The organism is Ligilactobacillus agilis, assembly GCF_025311475.1.
In the GTDB taxonomy this organism is placed as follows: Bacteria; Bacillota; Bacilli; order Lactobacillales; family Lactobacillaceae; genus Ligilactobacillus; species Ligilactobacillus agilis.
The window spans coordinates 1,211,695-1,231,424 of sequence record NZ_CP104397.1 but is presented as its reverse complement, the minus strand read 5'-3'; the positions used below and the strand labels follow the sequence as shown (position 1 = coordinate 1,231,424).

The 19,730-nt window shown below is 42.6% G+C and carries 17 protein-coding genes, 5 tRNA genes and 1 riboswitch; of the genes, 16 read left to right on the top strand and 6 right to left on the bottom strand.

What is annotated here, in order from left to right:
• Window positions 1–3: 3 nt before the first annotated feature.
• Both N4597_RS06120 and N4597_RS06115 read right to left on the bottom strand, forming a co-directional pair.
• On the bottom strand, window positions 4–1,299 hold the full coding sequence (locus tag N4597_RS06120) for a nucleobase:cation symporter-2 family protein (RefSeq protein WP_156655799.1): 1,296 nt from the start codon (window positions 1,297–1,299) through the stop codon (window positions 4–6).
• A 2-nt stretch (window positions 1,300–1,301) separates the two neighbouring features.
• Window positions 1,302–1,877, bottom strand: coding sequence for a xanthine phosphoribosyltransferase (locus N4597_RS06115; RefSeq protein WP_056977599.1), 576 nt, complete (start codon window positions 1,875–1,877; stop codon window positions 1,302–1,304).
• Window positions 1,878–1,920: 43 nt separating this feature from the next.
• Window positions 1,921–2,018, bottom strand: a riboswitch (purine riboswitch).
• A gap of 451 nt (window positions 2,019–2,469) precedes the next feature.
• Here N4597_RS06115 and hisS point away from each other — a divergent pair.
• From hisS to N4597_RS06090, 5 genes are all read left to right on the top strand, one after another.
• Complete coding sequence (gene hisS, locus N4597_RS06110) at window positions 2,470–3,759, top strand: histidine--tRNA ligase (protein ID WP_260902900.1); 1,290 nt, start codon at window positions 2,470–2,472, stop codon at window positions 3,757–3,759.
• Window positions 3,760–3,762: 3 nt separating this feature from the next.
• Window positions 3,763–5,532, top strand: coding sequence for an aspartate--tRNA ligase (gene aspS, locus N4597_RS06105; protein WP_094129532.1), 1,770 nt, complete (start codon window positions 3,763–3,765; stop codon window positions 5,530–5,532).
• Window positions 5,533–5,637: 105 nt separating this feature from the next.
• A complete protein-coding gene (gene msrA / locus N4597_RS06100; protein WP_260902899.1) occupies window positions 5,638–6,162 on the top strand; it encodes a peptide-methionine (S)-S-oxide reductase MsrA in 525 nt (174 codons plus the stop codon).
• Entirely contained in the window at window positions 6,163–7,035 is an 873-nt protein-coding gene (locus N4597_RS06095) for a YitT family protein (protein WP_050612333.1), read from the top strand. It abuts the gene before it with no gap.
• A gap of 11 nt (window positions 7,036–7,046) precedes the next feature.
• Complete coding sequence (locus N4597_RS06090; protein WP_260902898.1) at window positions 7,047–8,210, top strand: CDP-glycerol glycerophosphotransferase family protein; 1,164 nt, start codon at window positions 7,047–7,049, stop codon at window positions 8,208–8,210.
• A 59-nt stretch (window positions 8,211–8,269) separates the two neighbouring features.
• Here N4597_RS06090 and N4597_RS06085 read toward each other — a convergent pair whose 3' ends face one another.
• On the bottom strand, window positions 8,270–9,748 hold the full coding sequence (locus N4597_RS06085; protein ID WP_172579862.1) for a nucleotide sugar dehydrogenase: 1,479 nt from the start codon (window positions 9,746–9,748) through the stop codon (window positions 8,270–8,272).
• A 154-nt stretch (window positions 9,749–9,902) separates the two neighbouring features.
• Between N4597_RS06085 and N4597_RS06080 the strand changes: the two genes are divergently transcribed.
• On the top strand, window positions 9,903–12,566 hold the full coding sequence (locus tag N4597_RS06080) for an AAA family ATPase (protein WP_260902895.1): 2,664 nt from the start codon (window positions 9,903–9,905) through the stop codon (window positions 12,564–12,566).
• A 60-nt stretch (window positions 12,567–12,626) separates the two neighbouring features.
• On the opposite strand, the gene N4597_RS06075 is transcribed toward N4597_RS06080, so the two are convergent.
• On the bottom strand, window positions 12,627–13,058 hold the full coding sequence (locus N4597_RS06075) for a DUF7679 family protein (RefSeq protein ID WP_050612330.1): 432 nt from the start codon (window positions 13,056–13,058) through the stop codon (window positions 12,627–12,629).
• A 67-nt stretch (window positions 13,059–13,125) separates the two neighbouring features.
• On the bottom strand, window positions 13,126–13,689 hold the full coding sequence (locus tag N4597_RS06070; RefSeq protein WP_260902891.1) for an NUDIX hydrolase: 564 nt from the start codon (window positions 13,687–13,689) through the stop codon (window positions 13,126–13,128).
• An 86-nt stretch (window positions 13,690–13,775) separates the two neighbouring features.
• On the opposite strand from N4597_RS06070, the gene N4597_RS06065 reads away from it, so the two are divergent.
• The 6 genes from N4597_RS06065 (at window position 13,776) to galU (ending at window position 15,237) form a co-directional block, all read left to right on the top strand.
• Window positions 13,776–13,857: transfer RNA gene (locus tag N4597_RS06065), tRNA-Leu, on the top strand.
• 5 nt (window positions 13,858–13,862) lie between these two features.
• Window positions 13,863–13,952, top strand: a tRNA-Ser gene (locus N4597_RS06060).
• A 9-nt stretch (window positions 13,953–13,961) separates the two neighbouring features.
• A tRNA-Asp gene (locus N4597_RS06055) sits at window positions 13,962–14,034 on the top strand.
• Between the two features lie 19 nt (window positions 14,035–14,053).
• Window positions 14,054–14,126, top strand: a tRNA-Phe gene (locus tag N4597_RS06050).
• Window positions 14,127–14,137: 11 nt separating this feature from the next.
• Window positions 14,138–14,208: transfer RNA gene (locus tag N4597_RS06045), tRNA-Trp, on the top strand.
• Between the two features lie 156 nt (window positions 14,209–14,364).
• Window positions 14,365–15,237, top strand: a complete 873-nt coding sequence (gene galU / locus N4597_RS06040) for a UTP--glucose-1-phosphate uridylyltransferase GalU (RefSeq protein WP_050612328.1) — start codon at window positions 14,365–14,367, stop codon at window positions 15,235–15,237.
• Between the two features lie 53 nt (window positions 15,238–15,290).
• Here galU and N4597_RS06035 read toward each other — a convergent pair whose 3' ends face one another.
• Entirely contained in the window at window positions 15,291–16,103 is an 813-nt protein-coding gene (locus N4597_RS06035; RefSeq protein WP_170091301.1) for a Cof-type HAD-IIB family hydrolase, read from the bottom strand.
• A gap of 169 nt (window positions 16,104–16,272) precedes the next feature.
• Between N4597_RS06035 and N4597_RS06030 the strand changes: the two genes are divergently transcribed.
• The 4 genes from N4597_RS06030 to N4597_RS06015 are packed head-to-tail and all read left to right on the top strand — an operon-like array spanning window position 16,273 to window position 19,712.
• Window positions 16,273–17,016, top strand: coding sequence for an alpha/beta fold hydrolase (locus N4597_RS06030; protein WP_089144176.1), 744 nt, complete (start codon window positions 16,273–16,275; stop codon window positions 17,014–17,016).
• Between the two features lie 9 nt (window positions 17,017–17,025).
• Window positions 17,026–17,349: a metal-sulfur cluster assembly factor gene (locus tag N4597_RS06025; RefSeq protein WP_050612325.1), complete on the top strand. Its 324-nt coding sequence runs from the start codon at window positions 17,026–17,028 to the stop codon at window positions 17,347–17,349.
• Between the two features lie 18 nt (window positions 17,350–17,367).
• Complete coding sequence (locus N4597_RS06020) at window positions 17,368–18,351, top strand: ABC transporter permease (protein WP_172575902.1); 984 nt, start codon at window positions 17,368–17,370, stop codon at window positions 18,349–18,351.
• Window positions 18,351–19,712 (top strand): RsmB/NOP family class I SAM-dependent RNA methyltransferase, encoded by a 1,362-nt coding sequence (locus N4597_RS06015; RefSeq protein ID WP_260902880.1) that lies wholly within the window; start codon window positions 18,351–18,353, stop codon window positions 19,710–19,712. Before N4597_RS06020 ends, N4597_RS06015 begins: the two co-directional genes overlap by 1 nt.
• Window positions 19,713–19,730 lie beyond the last annotated feature (18 nt).

Here is a 19,730-nt window from a genome sequence, read left to right as displayed (position 1 = left end):
ACGTTAGGCTTGATCTAGCCCGTCTTTTCCCTTAAAAATGAGATTTAGGGCCACAGAAGAGATGCTGGCAACCACGATGCCATTTCCTAAGAAAAGTTGAACTGTTTTGGGAAGGAATTGGAAAATGGTTGGGTAAGATGAAACCCCGAGGCCAAGCCCCAAGGCAGTGGCGACAATCAAAATATTACGTTCATCGCTGAAATCGATTTGAGCCAGCATTCTAATCCCTTGGACCCCAATCATAGAAAACATTACTAACATTGCGCCACCCAAGACGGGGGTGGGGATGATAGTTGCTAGCGCACCGATTTTAGGTAATAGTCCCAATAACATCAATAACCCAGCTGACCAGTAGATAGGCCGCTTAGTTTTGATTCCAGATAACTCAAGGAGCCCGACGTTTTGGGAGAAGGTGGTATAAGGGAAGGTATTGAAGATGCCCCCTAAAATAACGGCCAAACCTTCTGCCCGGTAACCTAACTTAAGGTCGGTCGCAGTCACATCTTTTTTCAAGACCGAACCTAGGGCGAAGAAAACTCCGGTGGATTCAACCATTGAGACTAGGGCGATAATAATCATTGTTAAAGAAGAGGACCATTCAAATTGAGGCATGCCAAAGTAAAATGGTTGGGGAACGTGGAACCAAGCAGCCTGGCTAACTGGTGCTAACGACACCATCCCTAGGCAAGCGGCTAACAAACTACCTAAAATTAAACCAATCAAAACGGCGATTGACTTAATAAAGCCCTTGCCCCAAACGGACAGGATTAAAATCACTACGACTGTAAAGAAACCGACCCCGATATTTTGCAGGGCGCCAAAGTTTTTGGCCGTCACATCCCCGCCCCCAATATTTTGAAGCGAAATTGGAATCAAGGTTAAGCCGATAACGGTAATTAAAGTCCCGGTAACCACTGGCGGAAAGAGGCGCTTGATTTTAGAAAACTGACCCCCAATTAAGAAGACAAAAATCCCTGCCACGATAATGGCCCCATACATTGTGCCGATACTAAACTGTTTTCCAATCATCTTTAAAGGCTCAACGGCTTGAATAGCACAGCCCAAAACAACGGGTAACCCAATCCCAAAGTAGCGGTTACGCAGTAATTGAAAGAGGGTAGCTAATCCACACATGAAAATATCAATCGAAACTAAGTAGGTCATTTCTTGGGCGTTAAAGTTTAAGGCGCTCCCAATTAGTAAGGGAACGGCCACCGCGCCAGAGTACATGGCTAATAGGTGTTGCAAGCCTAAAATAGCGGCTTTAGCTTGGTTAGGATTAGTTGTTTTAGTTGTCATCATTATTCCTCCACAAACTTAACTTGACCATCAACAAACGCTTCAATCCGCGCTAGTGATTCGAGGTGGACCCCAGCTTTTTTAATTAAGTCCGCCCCCTTTTGGAAGGACTTTTCAACCACAATTCCTGCCCCGACAATATCTGCTTTAGCTTGGCGACAGATTTCAATTAAGCCAAGGACCGCTTGACCATTAGCCAAAAAGTCGTCGATGATGAGCACTTTGTCAGAAGCAGTTAAGAACTTTTGATCAACTGAGATGGTGTTTAAGACATTCTTAGTGTAAGAAAAGACCTCCGCACTATATACGGCTTCGTTTAGAGTAGAGCTTTTCTTCTTGCGGGCAAAAACAACTGGAACGTGTAAGGCATAGCCCACCATGATTGCTGGGGCAATCCCAGATGATTCCACGGTTAGGATGCGGGTGATGCCTTGGTCCTTGAATAACTTAGCGAATTCTTGACCGATAGCAGCCATCAAATCTGGGTCAATTTGGTGGTTTAAAAAGGAATTGACTTTTAAGACGTTGCCTTCAAGGACAATTCCGTCTTCTTTAATACGATCTTCTAATAACTTCATGATTTCCTCCCTCTAAAAAAAGGCCTACCTAAGTAAGGTAGACCTAATGCCGACGCTTACTTATAGTCTAGAATTTACGGTTCTAGGTAGAAACTGGTGGCCATATTCCACAATTATATAAGTAATCTTATCTTTACTGTGATAATAGCATAAGCAGTAAGATTTAACAAGCGAACATTCGGTTTTGAATGAATAAATTAATGAAATTCACATTTTGAATTCGTTTTCGTTCGGATTTATCTAATTATTATTAAACGGATTAGTGAGGACAAAATGAATTCTTAACTTAAGGGCTTACAAAGCTAGTCTAAGCTTGCCCGTTAGCTAATTTCGTGCTATTCTATGAGGTATAATATTAGCCGTTTGAGAAAAGAAGAGTAGCTAGTAAACCTAGTTCAGAGAGTAGATGGGAGCTGCAAAGTCTACCTAGGTGTTAGCGAAAGACACTTTTTAAGGTGTATGAGAAACATACCGGGTGAGCCGTTACCTCTTAAGTGATAAATAAAGGTGGTACCGTGCTCATGCGCCCTTGTCTGTGACAGGGGCGTCTTTTTTTGGCTAAGAGAAAATTTTAATGGAAGGAAGTTAATCAATGAGATACCAACGTCCTAAAGGTACGGCAGATATTATGCCAGACCAAAGCGCTAAGTGGCAATACGTTGAGCAAACTGCGCGCGCACTCTTTAGAAAATATCGTTATCAAGAAGTGAGAACCCCAATCTTCGAAAGTTTTGAGGTCTTTTCTAGAACCTCTGGAGAAACATCCGATATCGTTACTAAGGAAATGTATGATTTCTACGATAAAGGGGACCGCCACATTACCTTACGTCCAGAAGGAACAGCTGGGGTGGTGCGGGCCTTTGTTGAAAATAAGCTTTATGGCCCCGAAGTTACTAAGCCTGTAAAAACCTATTATATGGGACCAATGTTTCGGTATGAACGGCCTCAATCCGGGCGATTACGTGAATTCCACCAAATTGGGGTAGAGGCATTTGGAGTAGATAATCCAACCTTAGACGTTGAAGTAATGGCAATGGCAGTCGAATTGCTAGAAAGCTTCGGGTTGACTAGTTTGAAGCTAGCCTTAAATACCTTAGGCGATGCTGATTCTAGGGCAGCTTACCGGCAAGCTTTAATCGACTACCTAACGCCATTTAAGGACCAATTGTCGGATGATTCCAAGGAACGGTTAACTAAAAATCCGCTACGGATTTTGGATAGTAAGGATGAAGGCGACCAGGCAATTGTGGCTAATGCACCGAAAATCTTAGACTACTTAACAGCCGAAGCCAAGGAACACTTCCAGGTAGTAAGAGACCTCTTAGACCAATTAGGCATCAACTATGAAATTGATACTAACATGGTACGGGGCTTGGATTATTATAACCACACTATCTTTGAAATCATGAGTGATGCGAAGGCATTTGGTGGTAAGTGGACAACTGTTTGTGCCGGGGGTCGCTACAATGGCTTGGTAGAACAACTAGGCGGTCCGGAAACACCTGGGATTGGTTTTGGTTTAGGGGTTGAACGACTCTTATTAATTTTAGCCGACCAGGACTTAGACTTAGAAGATAACTTAGATGTTTACGTAGTGGGAATTGGGCAAGCAACTAATGCCGAAAGCCTAAAATTGGTTCAAAGCTTAAGAAAGCAAGGCTTTAGTGCCGAACGCGACTACTTAAATAGAAAGCCTAAGGGCCAATTTAAGACTGCTAGCAAGTTACATGCTCGTTTTACGATTACAATCGGTGAAAGCGAACTTGAATCAGGCACTGCTAACTTAAAGGATATGCAAGCCCAAAGTGAAAGTAAGGTTAGCTTAGCAGAAATCTATGCTGATTTTGCTAAGTTAGCGCAAGCAAAAGTAAGTGAGGAATAGATAATGAAACGAACAACTTATTGTGGGTTAGTAGATAAAAAATACCTAGACCAAGAAGTAACATTAAAGGGTTGGGTTCAAAAACGACGTGACCTAGGGAACTTAATTTTTATTGATTTACGGGATCGAGAAGGAATCGTTCAATTAGTATTTAGTCAAGAGTTTGACCAAGCTAGTCTTGAAGTGGCCGAAACCCTCCGGACTGAATACGTCTTAGAGGTGCAAGGTTTTGTGCGGGCCCGTAAAGACGGGGCCGTTAACCCTAACATGAAAACGGGGGAAATCGAAGTCGAGGTTCATCAGGTTAAGGTTTTAAACCAGGCTAAGACTACCCCATTTTATATTCAAGATGATATCAACGTTTCGGACGAATTAAGACTTAAGTACCGTTACCTGGACTTACGGCGGCCTGAAATGCAAAAAGCCTTGATGATTAGAAGTAAGATTACCCAAGCGGTTCACCGTTACTTGGATGAAAATCACTTCGTTGACATTGAAACACCTTATTTGACACGGTCTACTCCTGAAGGGGCCCGCGATTACTTGGTTCCTTCCCGGGTTTACCCAGGGCATTTTTATGCCTTACCACAGTCACCACAACTCTTTAAACAGTTATTGATGGGAGCTGGCTTTGACCGCTACTATCAAATTGCGCGTTGTTTTAGGGATGAAGACTTGCGTGGGGACCGGCAACCAGAGTTTACCCAAATCGACTTGGAAATGTCCTTTATGACCGCAGAAGAAATCCAAGAATTGACAGAAGGCTTGTTAAAAGCGGTTATGAAAGCAGCCTTAGGCCTCGAAATCAAAACACCAATTAAGCGGATTAGCTGGAACGAAGCTATGGCCCGCTATGGTTCCGATAAGCCTGATTTGCGTTTTGAAATGGAATTAAAGGACCTCGGTCAAGCGGTAGCCGGAGCCGGCTTTAAGGTCTTTGACCAAACTTTAGCTAATGGTGGTCAAGTCAAGGCTATTGCGGTTAAGGGCGGGGCCGATAAGTACTCCCGGAAGCAAATTGAAGCTAAGCAAGACTATATCAAGCGCTTTGGGGCTAAGGGCTTAGCCTGGGTTAAGGTTACAGAAGATGGCTTTAGCGGTCCTATTGCTAAGTTCTTTGACGAAGAACACGTTGCTAAAATTAAGGCGGCTACCGATGCAAGTGCCGGCGACTTACTCTTGTTTGTGGCGGATAAAGCTAAGGTGGTTGCCGATGCTTTAGGTTACCTGCGGGTTGAAATAGCTAAGGAACAAGACCTGATTGACCCTAATGAATTTGCCTTTGTGTGGGTTGTCGATTGGCCACTATTTGAATATAGTGAAGAATTCGAGCGCTACATTGCTGCTCACCACCCATTCACAATGCCTAATGAAGAAGATGTTGCCTTGCTAGAAACCGACCCTCATAAGGCACACGCACAAAGTTATGATATCGTCTTAAACGGTTATGAACTCGGTGGGGGTTCAATTCGGATTCACCAACGGTCAGTTCAAGAAAAGATGTTTAAAGCTTTAGGCTTTAGCGAAGAAAGTGCTAAGGAACAATTTGGTTGGTTCATGGATGCCCTAGATTACGGGTTCCCACCACACGGTGGTTTAGCCTTAGGGTTAGACCGGTTTGCAATGCTCTTGGCTAAGAAGGATAATATCCGCGAAGTAATTGCCTTCCCTAAGAATTCCAAGGCCTCTGAACCATTAACTAACGCACCATCAACCGTAGCGGCTAAGCAATTAGAAGAATTAAGTTTAGAAGTAGAAACGAACGAAGAATAGACTAAAGTGTTAGCTTACTACTATAAAGTAGGTTAACACTTTTTAATTTGAAAGTATCTATTGTATAATAAATTCAAGTTTTTCGTTTAGACAGGAGGAATTTTAATGAGTCAACAAGTTGAAACAGCTATCTTTGCTGGTGGGTGCTTTTGGTGTATGGTTCAACCCTTCGATGAGCAACCGGGCATTATTTCGGTAAGGTCAGGTTATACGGGGGGCCACGTTCCTAACCCAACTTATGAACAAGTCTGTTCACATACAACGGGGCATACGGAAGCAGTTAAGATTACCTTTGACCCTACCATTATTTCTTATGCGGACCTAGTTGAGATTTATTGGCATCAAACCGACCCAACGGATGCGATGGGGCAATTTCAAGATCGGGGGGATAATTACCGACCAGTCATCTTTGTCAACTCTGACGAGCAAAGAAAAATTGCTATGGCATCTAGACAAAGACTGGCTGAAAGTGGTCAATTTAGCGAGCCAATCGTAACTCAAATCGAAGATGCCAAGCCTTTTTATGAAGCGGAAGAATACCACCAAGATTTTTATAAGAAGAATCCAGCACGGTTTGAAGCGGAAGAGGGACTGAGAAATCAATTTAAAAAGGAGCACTGGGAAAAGTAAATGGATGAATTACAGAAGCTTTGGAAGCGCCATGTCTACGTGATGCGGGCCTCGACTGCCTTTATTTACGGAATTTTGGTTTCGATTGCAATGAATTTTTTTTGGACGCCAGGTCATATTTATTCTTCAGGGATTACAGGGTTAGCCCAGTTGATAACCACTTTGACTAAGCACACTCCTTTTCCTTTGTCGACGGCGCTCTTATTGTTTGTTTTAAACATGCCCTTATTTGTTTTAGCTTGGTTTCAGATTGGACACCGCTTCACCATTTTTACAGTAATTGCGGTTTTTGCTTCAAGTTTTATGATTAAGATGCTAACGCCGCTAACACTAACGACGGATCCAATTATTTGTGCCATCTTTGGTGCAGCCATTAACGGGTTTGGTACGGGCTTGGCACTAAAAAACGGGATCTCGACCGGGGGGTTGGATATTTTAGGTTTAACTATCCGGAAGCGCACGGGTAAAAGTATTGGGACAATCAACATTATCTTTAACTTTTTCATTGTTATGGCGGCCGGAATAGTTTACGGTTGGCCCTATGCCTTTTATTCCGCCCTGGGACTATTAGTTAACGCTAAGGTGATGGATATGGTTTACACCCGGCAACAAAAGATGCAGGTGATGATTGTTACGACTAAACCTAAGAGTGTAATTGACTGCGTGCAAAACCACATTAATCACGGGATTACGATTATCCACGGAGCCGAAGGGGCTTATATGCACGTTGAAAAGACCGTACTCTTTACCGTAATTTCACGCTATGAGTTACCGGAATTACGCCAAGCTATGCGTGAATCTGATCCTAAGGCCTTTGTAAGTATTGCCGATAATGTCCACATTATGGGGCACTTTGAAGAACCTTCTGTCTAGGGGGTTGGTCTATGAAAAAGACAATCTACTTATGGTTAATTAAGTTAGTCAGCCTGTTTTATGTGAACAAGCCTAAGTCCGGCACGGTCTACTTGATGAGCTTTGGAAATAACCTGGCTTTTATTAAAGCCCTAGCTAAAAAAGATGAACTACTAGTCTGTTATCAAGCTCAGTGTCAAGCAGCCGCTAAGCAACTGGAGGCAAGTGGAATCAAAACCATGTTAATTCAAGATGGCTTTGGTTTTGCCTTTAAAAAATTGGGTTTAATCCTAACAGCGCGCAAACTTTTTTGTGATAACTACTATGCCTTTTTAGGTGGCTGTTTACTTGATCACCACCAGGTCAAAGTCATTCAGGTCTGGCACGCCAACGGGGCGATTAAAACTTTTGGCTTAGAAGAACCGCGGACTGCCACCCGGTCTGCAAGTGATCAGCGGCGTTTTCGTAAGGTCTATGATCAATTTGACGATTACGTGGTCGCATCACCTAAGATGGGCCAGGTTTTTGCTAACAGCTACCAAGTAAGCCCAACCAAGATGAGGGTGTTAGGTTACCCCCGCAGTGATAGGTTATTTAAGCAAGACTGGCAAAAAGAAACTAAGGCCCGCTTATTAGCTGCCTACCCTGATTTACGTACAAAGGAAGTAATCTTATATGCGCCTACTTACCGGGAAGTAAGGGATAATTCGGGACAAGTGGCTCTTAATTTACCCCCCGACTTTGATGAAGTGGTTGCCAACTTAGCGCCTAAGCAAGTCTTGGTGATTAAATTACATCCCCATTTAAAAGCAAGCGCAGTTAAGCTTAAACAACGCTATAGTCATAACCCCAAGGTCTTGTGGTTAGATGAATTTTCGACCGAAGAGGTATTAGTAATTACAGCCCGTTTGATTACTGACTATTCCTCCGTGATTTTTGATTATAGCTTACTGCCTAATGCGGGCCAGCTGATTTTTTACTGTTACGATTTGGAAGCTTACGCAGCCTACGAGGGTTTACAGTCGGACTTTGTTTCCTGGCTGCCAGGTCCACTAGTTAAAAATGCGGCTGAGTTAAGCCAAATTCTAACTCAGCCATGTCAGCCTCAAGATTTAGTTGAGTTCAATCGGTTGTGGAATACCCAAAATGATGGTCAAGCTACTGAGCGAGTGTTAGCTTACTACTATCCAAGATAATATTAACTGAAAAATCACAGTTCAAGTTTTTAATCAGTGTAACTTGAACTGTGATTTTTTTAATCTTGACCGAATAAATCGCGGGTATAAACTTTTTGTTTAACATCGGCTAATTCTAGGGAGTAGCGGTTGGCAATAATGACGTCACTTTGGGCTTTAAAGCTTGCAAGGTTGTTGACTAGCGGACTGTTAAAAAAGGTAGCTTGGTCGGCCAAAGTTGGTTCATAGATGATTACTTTGGCACCCTTAGCCTTGATTCGCTTCATAACTCCCTGGATAGAAGAGGAGCGAAAGTTATCGGAATTAGTCTTCATGGTTAGGCGATAGACTCCGATGGTAACAGACTTTTCAGAGTCAGTTGCAAAGGCATTGCTGCTAGTGTAGGAGTAATAACCAGCCTGTTTTAAAACTTGGTCGGCAATGAAGTCCTTTCTAGTGGCATTGGCTTTGACAATTGCCGCGATTAAATCTTCGGGGACGTCTTGGTAGTTAGCCAAAAGTTGTTTAGTGTCCTTGGGTAAACAATATCCGCCGTAACCAAAGGAGGGATTATTGTAATGCTTGCCAATGCGAGGGTCAAGGCAGACACCCTTAATAATCGCCCGCGTATCCAGGTTTTTAAGTTCAGCGTAAGTATCAAGCTCGTTAAAATAAGACACCCTCAAGGCCAGGTAGGTGTTGGCGAATAGTTTGACAGCTTCTGCTTCGGTTGGAGGCATGAAGAGGGTAGGAATATCGCTAGCAAGCGCACCTTGTTTTAGGAGGCTAGCAAAAAGCTGGCTGGCCTGGGTAATCTTAGGGTCAGCTGACTTAGAAACGATAATCCGGCTGGGATAAAGGTTATCATATAAGGCCTTTGATTCTCGCAAGAATTCTGGGCTAAAGAGGATGCGGTTGGTCTGATACTTGTGGTTGAGTCCAGCCGTATAACCAACTGGCACGGTTGATTTGATGACAATCGGGGCGTGGGAGTTGCTTGCCAAAATAGCCGCAACGACCCCTTCAACCGCACTAGTATCAAAGTAATTTTGAACGGGATCGTAATCAGTGGGGGTGGCAACGATTACGAAGTCGGCCTTGGCGTAGGCGGTGGTAGGGTCCGTAGTCGCTACTAATCGCAAGTCTTTATTGGCTAGGTAGTCAGCTAAGTAGTCGTCTTGAAGCGGACTTTTTCTTTGGTTAACTAAGTCAACCTTAGCCTTGACTAGGTCTAAGGCAGTTACCTGGTTGTGTTGGGCTAACAGAACCGCCAAAGATAAGCCAACGTAACCTAGACCTACCACCGTGATGTTATAGGATTTGCTAGGGGAAGTAGAGGGAGGCGGTGCTGTTTCGAAAAGTGGGGCAAGCTCAAAATTTAAGGCAGTCCCTAATTGTTCGAGTTGGGGGATGCTTGGAAAAAAGCGGCCGGATTCAAACTTACTAATAGTAGTTCGGTTAATTCCCGTTTGATTGGCTAAAGCCTGTTGCGTTAACCCGAGAACCTGACGTCTTTTTTTGATTAAGCTTGCTAGTTTGGATAGGTTTAAGGTTTGCATTTTAATCACCTCTGTTATCTTAAAGTACAAGGGATGCGTTCTCACTAATAATTATAACCCTAAATGTGCTTGAAAGTAACATTTTTGTGACTAGTGCCCTTAATAAAATTTGCTATAATTAGGTTGGAAAATAAGTTTTGAAGGGGTGGACCTTATGGCAAGGTTTATAGTTGGCCCTAATGATTGGAATTTTAGGGACGCTTACCAACAGGCAAGTGACGGGGATATATTAGAACTAGAAGATAATACGCGGGTAGATTTAGGCAGTAGCGTCTTTCAAATTAATAAAAGTCTTGAAATCGTAGGGCAGATGACGCCCACTAAGGATTTGACTTGTTATATCGACGGAGCAATTGCTATTACCAACCAAGCTCAGGTTACTTTACGCCGGATAATCTTTCGGGCTGAAATTGACCGGGTAATGCTTAGTGTGGACAATGCCAGCCTTAAGCTGAGTCAAGTAATTATCTATAATGGCTACCAAGATGCGATGACTAAAGTTAGTATTTGGGCTAATGATGCTGATGTTACGGCGACTGCTTCCATTTTTAAGGCGATTAGCTCTGACACCGGGTCGACCCTTAAGCTCAGTCATAGTCACCTAGACCTAACTAACACTAGCTTGGATAAGGTGAGATTATTCGCTGATACGGACAGTGATTTGAAGTTAGCTCAGATTGATAGTTTTGGCTTGGTTAATCAAAACGCCCTTAATCTAGAAAGCAGTCACGCTAAGCTAAAAAATTGTAGCTTCAAAATAGATGATGACGTCACCAACCAAGATAAGGCGGCAACCGTTTATGTAAAGAATACCAGCCTAGAAACCACTAATAGTATCCTGGGAAATGTCAATGGAATTAATTCACTATGTCTAGTTGCTAATTCTTCTTGGAATTCAGAACGTGATTTGATTTACCGGTTATACGCGGAAGAAAGTCGCCTCTACTTACAAGAAACTAGTATTGAGACGGTGGCTGATTTAGAGCAACTGACGATGGCTTACGCTGATGGAATCTACTTTAAGGCCCACACTGAAAACGTGATTAATCTTTACCTGCGGGCTAAGGCGATGATTTATTTGAAACAGGCTTTCTTTGAAGAGGTAATTTCTCCTAACGTTCGCTTAGAAGATGGGGCGCTGGCGACGGTGGACAAACTCGAACTAGCTGACGGTGACGCCAGTTTACTTGAATTAAAAGCGGATGCGACTAGCCACATAATTTTTGCGCACCAAGCGACTGGCTTGAAACAAGCAGAGGCTGAAACTCGTTTTCAAACCGAAGACAAGTTAGTGGGCTTAAGCGAAGTCAAGGCTAGTTTAGCAACGATTTTACAAAAGGCTCGTTTTTATCAGCTCAGAAGACAACAGGGCTTAAACGCTGAGGGAGTTAATTTAAACGCCTTATTCATGGGGCCAAAAAGTAGTGGCAAGGCTACTAGTGCCCGCTATTTTGTCCAACAGTTAGCCCAAGCTAAGTTGGTAGATGAGCAACGCTTTATTAAAGTCCAAGCCAAAGAATTAACGGATGAGCGGGGCTACGAACGATTAGGTGAATACTTAGAAGATGCGCGTGGTGGGGTCCTTTTAATCGAAGGAGCTCAACAATTGCTAGGACAAACGGAGTTATTAGACTTATTATTGCAAGGGCAAACACCAGTCATCATCCTAACTGGTCCTAAAAAAGAACTTACTAAATTAAACTCAGTTCCAGGTTTTACTAAACATTTTCCCAACCAGTTGAATTTTACTGGTTATAGTCAAAATGAATTAGTTGAAATCGGAAAGAAGCTACTGGTTGACTGGCAGTATCGTTTGGCTGATGAGGACTATTATACCCAAACATTGGCGCACTTATGTCAGCAGGCTAATTTTAACCAGGCGAGTGCGGTGGCAGACTTCAACCACCGCTTGCGCGAACAGATGTCGCAGCGGGTGATGGCGACGGCTGATACGGACTTAGAAACCATTACTAATAAAGACATTAAGGCGGTAGCTGATCAGCTAGGCACTAACCAAACAACTAAAGACGCCTACGCTGAGCTAAATAGTTTGATAGGGATTGCGGAGGTAAAACGGGCGGTCAAGAATTTTATTGACCTCAATGTAATTAACCAACAGCGTAAACAGGCCGGTTTGGCAGTGGCTAATACGAGTATGCACGCAATGTTTTTAGGAAACCCAGGGACTGGGAAGACGACGGTTGCCCGTATTTTAGGGGAATTATTGTACCAAAAAGGGTTGATTAGGAAACCGACCCTAATCGAAGTTTCTCGGAGTGACTTGGTGGCAGGATACGTTGGGCAGACTGCAATAAAAACCAGAAAGAAATTGGAAGAGGCTTTAGGTGGGGTACTTTTTATTGATGAAGCTTACACCTTGAGTACTGGAGGGAGTAATGACTTTGGGTTAGAAGCTATCAACGAAATCTTGAAGTTTATGGAAGACCATCGGGATGATATTGTAATTATTTTTGCCGGCTATACCAAAGAGATGCAGGCATTTTTAGCAATGAATTCAGGGTTAGAAAGTCGGATTCCCAACACCTTTACCTTTGCAGACTACACCATAGCCGAATTAGTGCAAATTGGGCTACTGGACCTAAAAAAGCGTAACTATCAGGTAGAACAGGCAGCTTATGCTTACGTAGTTAGTGAAAGTTATCAAAAGAGCAATGACCACAGTAACGGTCGGTGGGTACGGAATTTAAACGATCGGTTAGTTAGACTCCAAGCTAGTCGGTTAGCCCAAAGTGACGGTCCAAGTGATTTAGAGTTAATTACACGTGGAGACCTTGAAAAACTCTTAGCAACCAATTAAAGCCAAATAAGAACCGCTTGAAAGATTGACTAAATGAAGTTGCTCTTTCAAGCGGTTTTGTCATGGGCGCCATTTAGTTTTAAACCACCAAAGTAAGCAGTCTTTGGCAATCAAATATTTATGCAAGGGTGGATAATCATGCTGTAAAAAACGAACGTTTTGCTTGAAGGCAGCTTGCCAGGGATTAATGAGGGGGGACTGCCACTTATCGGCGGTGATAAACTGGCCCCGACTACGGTTAGGAAGGGCCTTGTTTTTGATAAAGACGGCGCAAATTTTACCAACCTTCATCAACGGCACCTTTCGATTACGATATTTGCCCGCTGGAGTATTGATTAGGGCGCCCAAAAGTAGCTGCTGCCAATCATGGGGGTGTTCGTGAATATAATGCCACATGGGCTTTTGCAAGTCCTTGGGTAATTGCAGTTCAACTTGCTTGCCGTTAAGGTAGCTAACCCTAACTGCGATGTACTTCTTTTTGAAACGTGACATAAAAATTCCCCCAACCATATCTAAAGTCTTACCTAGAATAACAAATTTACAAGCATTTGCCCAGTCATCAGCAAAGGGTTTTGACCTTAGCTATTAATTTTGAGTAGATGTGGTCATAAAACCAGGGTTCGCTGACTTTTTGTTTGAGCTCACTAAGCTTCAACCAGGCAACTTGACTATTCTCATCAGCTTTAATCCTAAGGGGAAGGTCGTCGCTTGCCTGCAGTAAGTAAGTAACGTTTAAGTGTAAGTGGGATGAGACGTAGTGTCCGTGTTTTTGGTGTCCGTCAACTGTTAAGACTTCTAAAGAAAAGAGGGAGGGGGTCACAAACTCGACCGCCGTCAAGCCACTTTCTTCGGCGATTTCTTTCAGGATGACGTGTTTTAAGTTAGTTTCGCCATCGGCATGCCCACCCAGCCAGGCCCAGGATTGATAGATGTTGTGATAAGCCATGAGAACTTTTTGATAGTCGGGGCTAATAATCCAGGCGGAAACGGTAATGTGGGCTAATTTACTTTGACGTAAGAAAACCTGGTCATTGCTAGTTAACTGTTGTAAAATAAGCTCTTTATCTAGGGCTTCTTGTTCATTAAAGGGTTGATAGTTTTTAATTGCTCTTAATAACTCCATAAACTCACCTCAAAGCTAGTTTAACATAAAAATTGCTTGACGATTATTAAGGAGTTTGCTAAACTAAAATAGTTATCATAACATATGCGGGTGTGGCGGAACTGGCAGACGCGCTAGATTTAGGTTCTAGTGTCTTATGACGTGGGGGTTCAAGTCCCTTCACCCGTATTTATGGAGGATTACCCAAGTCTGGCTGAAGGGAACGGTCTTGAAAACCGTCAGGTGGGTCAAACCACGCAAGAGTTCGAATCTCTTATCCTCCTTATTTAGAAGGTCCATTGGAGTAGTGGTTATCTCGTCTCCCTGTCACGGAGAAGATCGTCGGTTCAAATCCGTCATGGACCGTTATATCGTAGATATAACTGGCTCGGTAGCTCAGTCGGTAGAGCAATGGATTGAAGCTCCATGTGTCGGCGGTTCGATTCCGTCCCGCGCCATCCATTAATATAGGGATATAGTTTAAAGGTAGAACTACGGTCTCCAAAACCGTCGGTGTGGGTTCAATTCCTACTATCCCTGTCATAACTTGGTGAAAGGTTAGGTTAGTACCTGGCCTTTTTTAATTGAACTTCTAAGATTTACGGCTTAATTCTAGAAAGAGTATTTAATTATTGCCAAACTTATGCTAAGATAAATTGGTATTATCCTATTTAAATATACGAGGGAGTTTGAAAAATGAAAGTAAGAAAAGCTGTTATTCCTGCAGCAGGTCTAGGTACACGTTTTTTACCTGCAACTAAGGCGTTGGCTAAGGAAATGTTCCCCATTATTGATAAACCAACTATCCAATACATTGTTGAAGAAGCCAAGAAGTCCGGAATTGAAGACATCTTGGTTGTAACAGGTAAAGGTAAGCGTCCGATTGAAGACCACTTTGATTCGGTTCCAGAACTAGAACAAAACTTGGAAGCTAAGGGTAAGGACGAATTATTGCGCTTAGTGGAAGAAACTACTGATATCAACCTTTACTTCATCCGCCAATCACACCCACGTGGCTTAGGTGACGCCGTCTTGATGGCTAAGGACTTTGTGGGAGATGAACCATTTGTAGTTATGCTTGGTGATGACATTATGGATGATAAGGTTCCATTGACTAAGCAACTAATTAACCGCTATGAACAAACTCACGCTTCAACTCTAGCGGTAATGAAGGTTCCTCATGATGAAGTTAATAAGTACGGTGTGATTGACCCAGCTGCCCAAACACACCCGGGTCTTTACGATGTTAAGCAATTTGTTGAAAAACCAGATGTAGATAAGGCTCCATCAGACTTAGCTATTATTGGTCGTTACCTATTAACTCCAGAAATTTTTGATATGTTAGAAACACAAAAACCAGGTGCCGGTAACGAAATTCAATTAACTGATGCTATCGATCGCTTAAATAAGATTCAACGCGTATTTGCACATGAATTTAAGGGTCAACGTTATGACGTTGGTTACAAGTTTGGCTACTTGAAGACCTCAATTGAATTCGGTTTAGCTCACCCAGAAGTTAAGGCTGATTTAACAGCTTATATTAAAGAATTAGCTGCTAAGTTAAAATAAAACCAGCTAGTTAAGAAAGCCCCCAACAACTCTTGTTGGGGGCTTTTCTTATGTTATTCGGCTAAGTCTAAGTAATCTTCTAAGTAGCTAGCTAAGCCGTCGTGGTCGTTATCAAGGGGGGTAATGTCATTAGCTAGCTTCTTTAACTGGTCGGTACCGTTTTGCATCACGACACCCCAACCAGCGTAGTCAATCATTTCAGCATCATTGTGTTCGTCACCAAAGGCGATGATATCTTTTCGATCAATGGCTAGTGTTTGGGAGAGAAATTTTAACCCGTAGGCCTTGTTAACACCCTTAGGAGCTAATTCTAAGATAGGTGTTGGCCCACCCCAGACACCAACGTTGATTTTATCGCCAAATGAACGCTCTAGTTCTGCCACAACGTTTGGTAATTTTTGGCGGTCGACTAACATGGTCATTGCAGACGGGTCGGTAGTTAAATTCCTCTTGTTTAGGAACTCTTCGGGCTTAAGCTTAGCGGGAAAGAAGTCAGGAATAATGTCATTAGGTTGGTCGGCTAAGGAGAGATTTTTACCCTCGGCAGCTAACAACTTAATACCTAACTTCTTTTTAGCTGCTAAAAGTTCAAAGGCAATGTCTTTGTTGAAGGTCAATTGATATTCCTTGTCCCAAGCTCGGTGGGGCAAGTGACCAACTGCCCCGTTAAAGTTAATCATGGGTGATTTCAAACCTAGCTCATCGTAAAAGTGTTCAGAGATACGGTTAGGACGGCCGGTAACAATCGAGACGACGTGACCAGCTTTGACAGCCTTATTTAAAACGGCCTTGGTTTTAGAACTGATTTGGGATTGGGAGTTTAAAGTAGTTCCGTCCAAATCAATTGCGATTAGTTTTCTTTTCATTTTAGTAAACATCCTCAAAATTAAATTGCTTGTTTTATCTTACCATAGATAGCGGCTGTTAGAAAAGTTAATGCTTTGTTTGGATTATTCTTAAGCTTAGTGGCAATTATTGTCAAACCAGCTTTCATCAACTAAAATAGAAATAGATTATGAATTGAGGTGGTAGGTAATGATAACTGTTACTGAAAAAACGGTAGCAACCTTACCGGTCTTAGAACTAATAGAAGCTGACTTAAAAACAAGTAAGGTTCCACTAGTATTTTTCTATCATGGTTGGACCGGTTGCAAGGAAAAAGTATTAACCCAAGGTTATGAACTAGCTAAGCAAGGCTTTAGGGTGGTTTTGCCGGATGCTTACTATCATGGTAGCCGTGCTAGTGAACCAGCTAGCAAGCATCAGTTAGAGTTTTGGCACATTATTCAGCATTCAGTGACTGAGTTTCCTAAGCTAGTGGCGGCCTATAACCAGGTTGGTTACGATAAATTAGGGGTTAGTGGCCTATCGATGGGTGGAATTACCACCTGTGCTTTGCTAGCAACCTATCCAGAAATTGATGCAGCTGTCTGCTTAGAAGGTTGTCCTCACCCACTAGCCTTTGCTAAGCAGTTAGTGGCAGCTATTCCAGGCGCAAATCAGTTGCCGGCTGAATTATTAGCACAAGAGTATCAGCAAATTGCTAGTTATGACCTAGCCTTACAACCGGAAAAACTTGCCGGTAGGCCGTTACACTTTTGGCATGGAACGGCTGATGAAATGGTTCCTTACCAATTGACGGCAGACTTCCATCAGGCTGTCAGCAAGAAAGCAACTGAAAAAGTCACTATGACTACTAGTCAAGGTGTAGGGCACAAGGTTTCTTATGATACCACCTTGGAAATGGCGGCTAAATTTGCCCAATATTTTAAGAAATGAGATGATTTGATGACTGAAAAGAGAAGCAACCAAGCAATCAAAGATGATATTTTAGCTGGGTTAGAAGAGGTAGTGGATCCCGAATTAGGAATTGACATCGTTAACTTAGGTTTAGTTTACGAAGTTAATCTAGACGAGGATGGTCACTGTGAAATTCAGATGACTTTGACAACAATGGGCTGCCCGCTAACTGATTTATTAGCGGATATGGTTGAACGTCAGTTAGTAAAGATTCCTGAAATTACCGAAGTTGAGGTTAAGTTTGTTTGGGAGCCTGCTTGGACAATGGACAAGATGTCTCGCTATGCTAAGATGGCATTGGGAATTCACTAGTTAAGCGAGGAAAGATTAGTGGTTAAGAAAAATTTATTGGTGGTTGTCTACGTGGCTTTTTTGGCTTTTATAGCGGTTGCAACCTTCTATAAGATTCAAGAGCGGGATTTAGTAATTCAGCTAAATAACCATAATTTATCTGCCGCTGCTTATAAGGTAAAAGTGAAGTCAAGTCAGTCTCTAGCCCAACTGAATGAAGCAGTTTCTAAAAGTAAGTTAACTAATTTACAGCTACATTACCAGGCTAAGGATAATTCACAGGTCACCTATTTTTATGGGAAGGGGAAATTTGCAACCCCCCCAATGATTACGGGTAACTTCTTTTCCGAAGATGATTTTAAGTCGGATGTAGCCGTAGCGGTGGTTGGTAAAGACTGGCAAAAAAAATTGTATAAACCACAAGGGCAGGCTTACATCAAATTAAACGGGACTTACATTCCGGTGATTGGAATTATGGGTGATAGTTATAAGTCTGATTTAGATAAGCAGATTTTTATCGCCCAGTCCCAACAGCAAACCCCGATGATGAAAGCTGCAGACTACAAATTAGTAGTCGATGCTAAGCAAGCCCTCACTAAAAATGACTTACGCACAGTCTTTAAGCAAGCAAAGATAACACCTTTGGTAACCAATGTGTTCATCGTACCGCAATCAACTTGGGTGGCAGAACACCTTAGGGAGCTAGCGGTGCTAGCCTTAGTAGTGATTGGCTTAGCCTTAGAGCTCGGTTTGTGGGTAGCGTCATTTCGGCGTAAATATCAAGCGGCTAAGTTTGCTAAACTTAGCTTGAAAAAGTATGCCTTTGAAGAGTGGGAATTTTATACCTTATTTACCGGGTTAGGGCTAGCTTTCGGGACGGTTTTAGGCATTTTAAGGTATTCCTTTACCAGTGTGACGGCACCAATTCTTTATGCACTTGGAATTTATTTTGTGGCCAGTTTAGGTTGTTATATTTTGCTAAAAAAGAAAATGAGTGAATTTGAGAGGAACGAAAAAAGATAGTGGAGTTACCAAAAGATTTTATCAGTAAGTATCAACGGCTACTAGCTACTGAGGCAGAGGAGTTTTTAGCTGCTTTTGATGGGCCGGTTGAAAAGGGGTTTCGCTTAAATCCCCTAAAGGAAAATTATCAAGCGGTGGCCTATAGTTTGGCCAAGAAAGCGCCCCATGTAAAAACCGGTTATTATGGTGAAGTTAGTGGCCGAAGTCTAGACCATCAAGCCGGCTATGTTTATAGTCAAGATTTAAGTGCGATGTATGTAGCTGAAGTAGCTGATGCTAAGCCTGGTGAGTGGATTTTAGATCTATGTGCGGCTCCTGGAGGAAAATCCACTCAGCTGGTAGAAGCGATGGCTAACCAGGGCTTATTGGTGGCAAATGAAATCAATAAAAAGCGAGCAGCCATCTTGGCTGAAAATTTAGAGCGAAGTGGTGCTAGTAACTATATTGTTCTTAATGAAAGTCCCCAAAACTTAGCTAAAAATTGGGGACCGATTTTTGACAAGATTGTGGTTGATGCTCCTTGTTCTGGGGAGGGGATGTTTAGAAAGGACCACCAGGCAACTAGCTACTGGGATAAGGATTACCCCGCTGAGTGCGCTAAGCGCCAAAAAGAAATTTTAAAGTCAGCCCTAGAGTTATTAAAACCAGGCGGTAAGCTGATTTATTCGACTTGTACCTTTGCCCCAGAAGAGGATGAACAAATAGTGGCCTGGTTGCTGGCGGAATACCCTGATTTACGAGTATTACCTATCAAACAGTATCCTGGGATGGATCAAGGCCGCCCAGACTGGGCAGACGGTAATCCTGACTTAGAAAAGACCATTCGGCTATTTCCCCACCATTTCAAGGGTGAAGGTCACTTTGTGGCTTTGCTTGAAAAGGTGGGACAAGCAGTACCTAAAAAGGTTTCAAAAAAGAAGGGAAAAGCTAAAGACAACCTTAGTTTAGAACAGTTAGAACTTTGGCAAGCATTTAGCCAAGAGCTTGTGGGCACAGATTTGTTTGCTAGCGCAGATTTGAAATTGGTGGGTGATTACCTTTACTACTCACCTAAAACTTGGCCAAGGTTAGCCAACTTAAGGTATTTACGCCCGGGCCTATTATTAGGAGTTTTTAAGAAAAAAAGATTTGAGCCGAGCTATACGTTGGCTTTAGCATTAAAACCAAGTCAAGTTAAGCGGGTATTAGCGGTTAGCGAATCAGAGTGGGAAAACTATGTTAAGGGTAACGTTTTAACTACGATCAGTTCCCAACAAAACGGTTGGTACTTATTAACCTGTCAGCAAAAGGGTTTTGCATTTGGAAAAAAGGTCAACCAACAAATTAAGAACTTCTTTCCGAAGGCATTACGGTTTTATTAGAAAAAATGGGATGACCAG

Excerpts from the sequence above, each read along its gene's own strand:
- N4597_RS06075 (WP_050612330.1), bottom strand. The coding sequence starts at position 13,058 with ATGTCACGTTTCAAAAAGAAGTACATCGCAGTTAGGGTTAGCTACCTT.
- N4597_RS06120 (WP_156655799.1), bottom strand. The coding sequence starts at position 1,299 with ATGACAACTAAAACAACTAATCCTAACCAAGCTAAAGCCGCTATTTTA.
- N4597_RS06070 (WP_260902891.1), bottom strand. The coding sequence starts at position 13,689 with ATGGAGTTATTAAGAGCAATTAAAAACTATCAACCCTTTAATGAACAA.
- N4597_RS06085 (WP_172579862.1), bottom strand. The coding sequence starts at position 9,748 with ATGCAAACCTTAAACCTATCCAAACTAGCAAGCTTAATCAAAAAAAGA.
- N4597_RS06095 (WP_050612333.1), top strand. The coding sequence starts at position 6,163 with ATGGATGAATTACAGAAGCTTTGGAAGCGCCATGTCTACGTGATGCGG.
- galU (WP_050612328.1), top strand. The coding sequence starts at position 14,365 with ATGAAAGTAAGAAAAGCTGTTATTCCTGCAGCAGGTCTAGGTACACGT.
- N4597_RS06115 (WP_056977599.1), bottom strand. The coding sequence starts at position 1,877 with ATGAAGTTATTAGAAGATCGTATTAAAGAAGACGGAATTGTCCTTGAA.
- N4597_RS06080 (WP_260902895.1), top strand. The coding sequence starts at position 9,903 with ATGGCAAGGTTTATAGTTGGCCCTAATGATTGGAATTTTAGGGACGCT.
- N4597_RS06090 (WP_260902898.1), top strand. The coding sequence starts at position 7,047 with ATGAAAAAGACAATCTACTTATGGTTAATTAAGTTAGTCAGCCTGTTT.
- N4597_RS06025 (WP_050612325.1), top strand. The coding sequence starts at position 17,026 with ATGACTGAAAAGAGAAGCAACCAAGCAATCAAAGATGATATTTTAGCT.
- msrA (WP_260902899.1), top strand. The coding sequence starts at position 5,638 with ATGAGTCAACAAGTTGAAACAGCTATCTTTGCTGGTGGGTGCTTTTGG.
- hisS (WP_260902900.1), top strand. The coding sequence starts at position 2,470 with ATGAGATACCAACGTCCTAAAGGTACGGCAGATATTATGCCAGACCAA.
- aspS (WP_094129532.1), top strand. The coding sequence starts at position 3,763 with ATGAAACGAACAACTTATTGTGGGTTAGTAGATAAAAAATACCTAGAC.
- N4597_RS06035 (WP_170091301.1), bottom strand. The coding sequence starts at position 16,103 with ATGAAAAGAAAACTAATCGCAATTGATTTGGACGGAACTACTTTAAAC.
- N4597_RS06030 (WP_089144176.1), top strand. The coding sequence starts at position 16,273 with ATGATAACTGTTACTGAAAAAACGGTAGCAACCTTACCGGTCTTAGAA.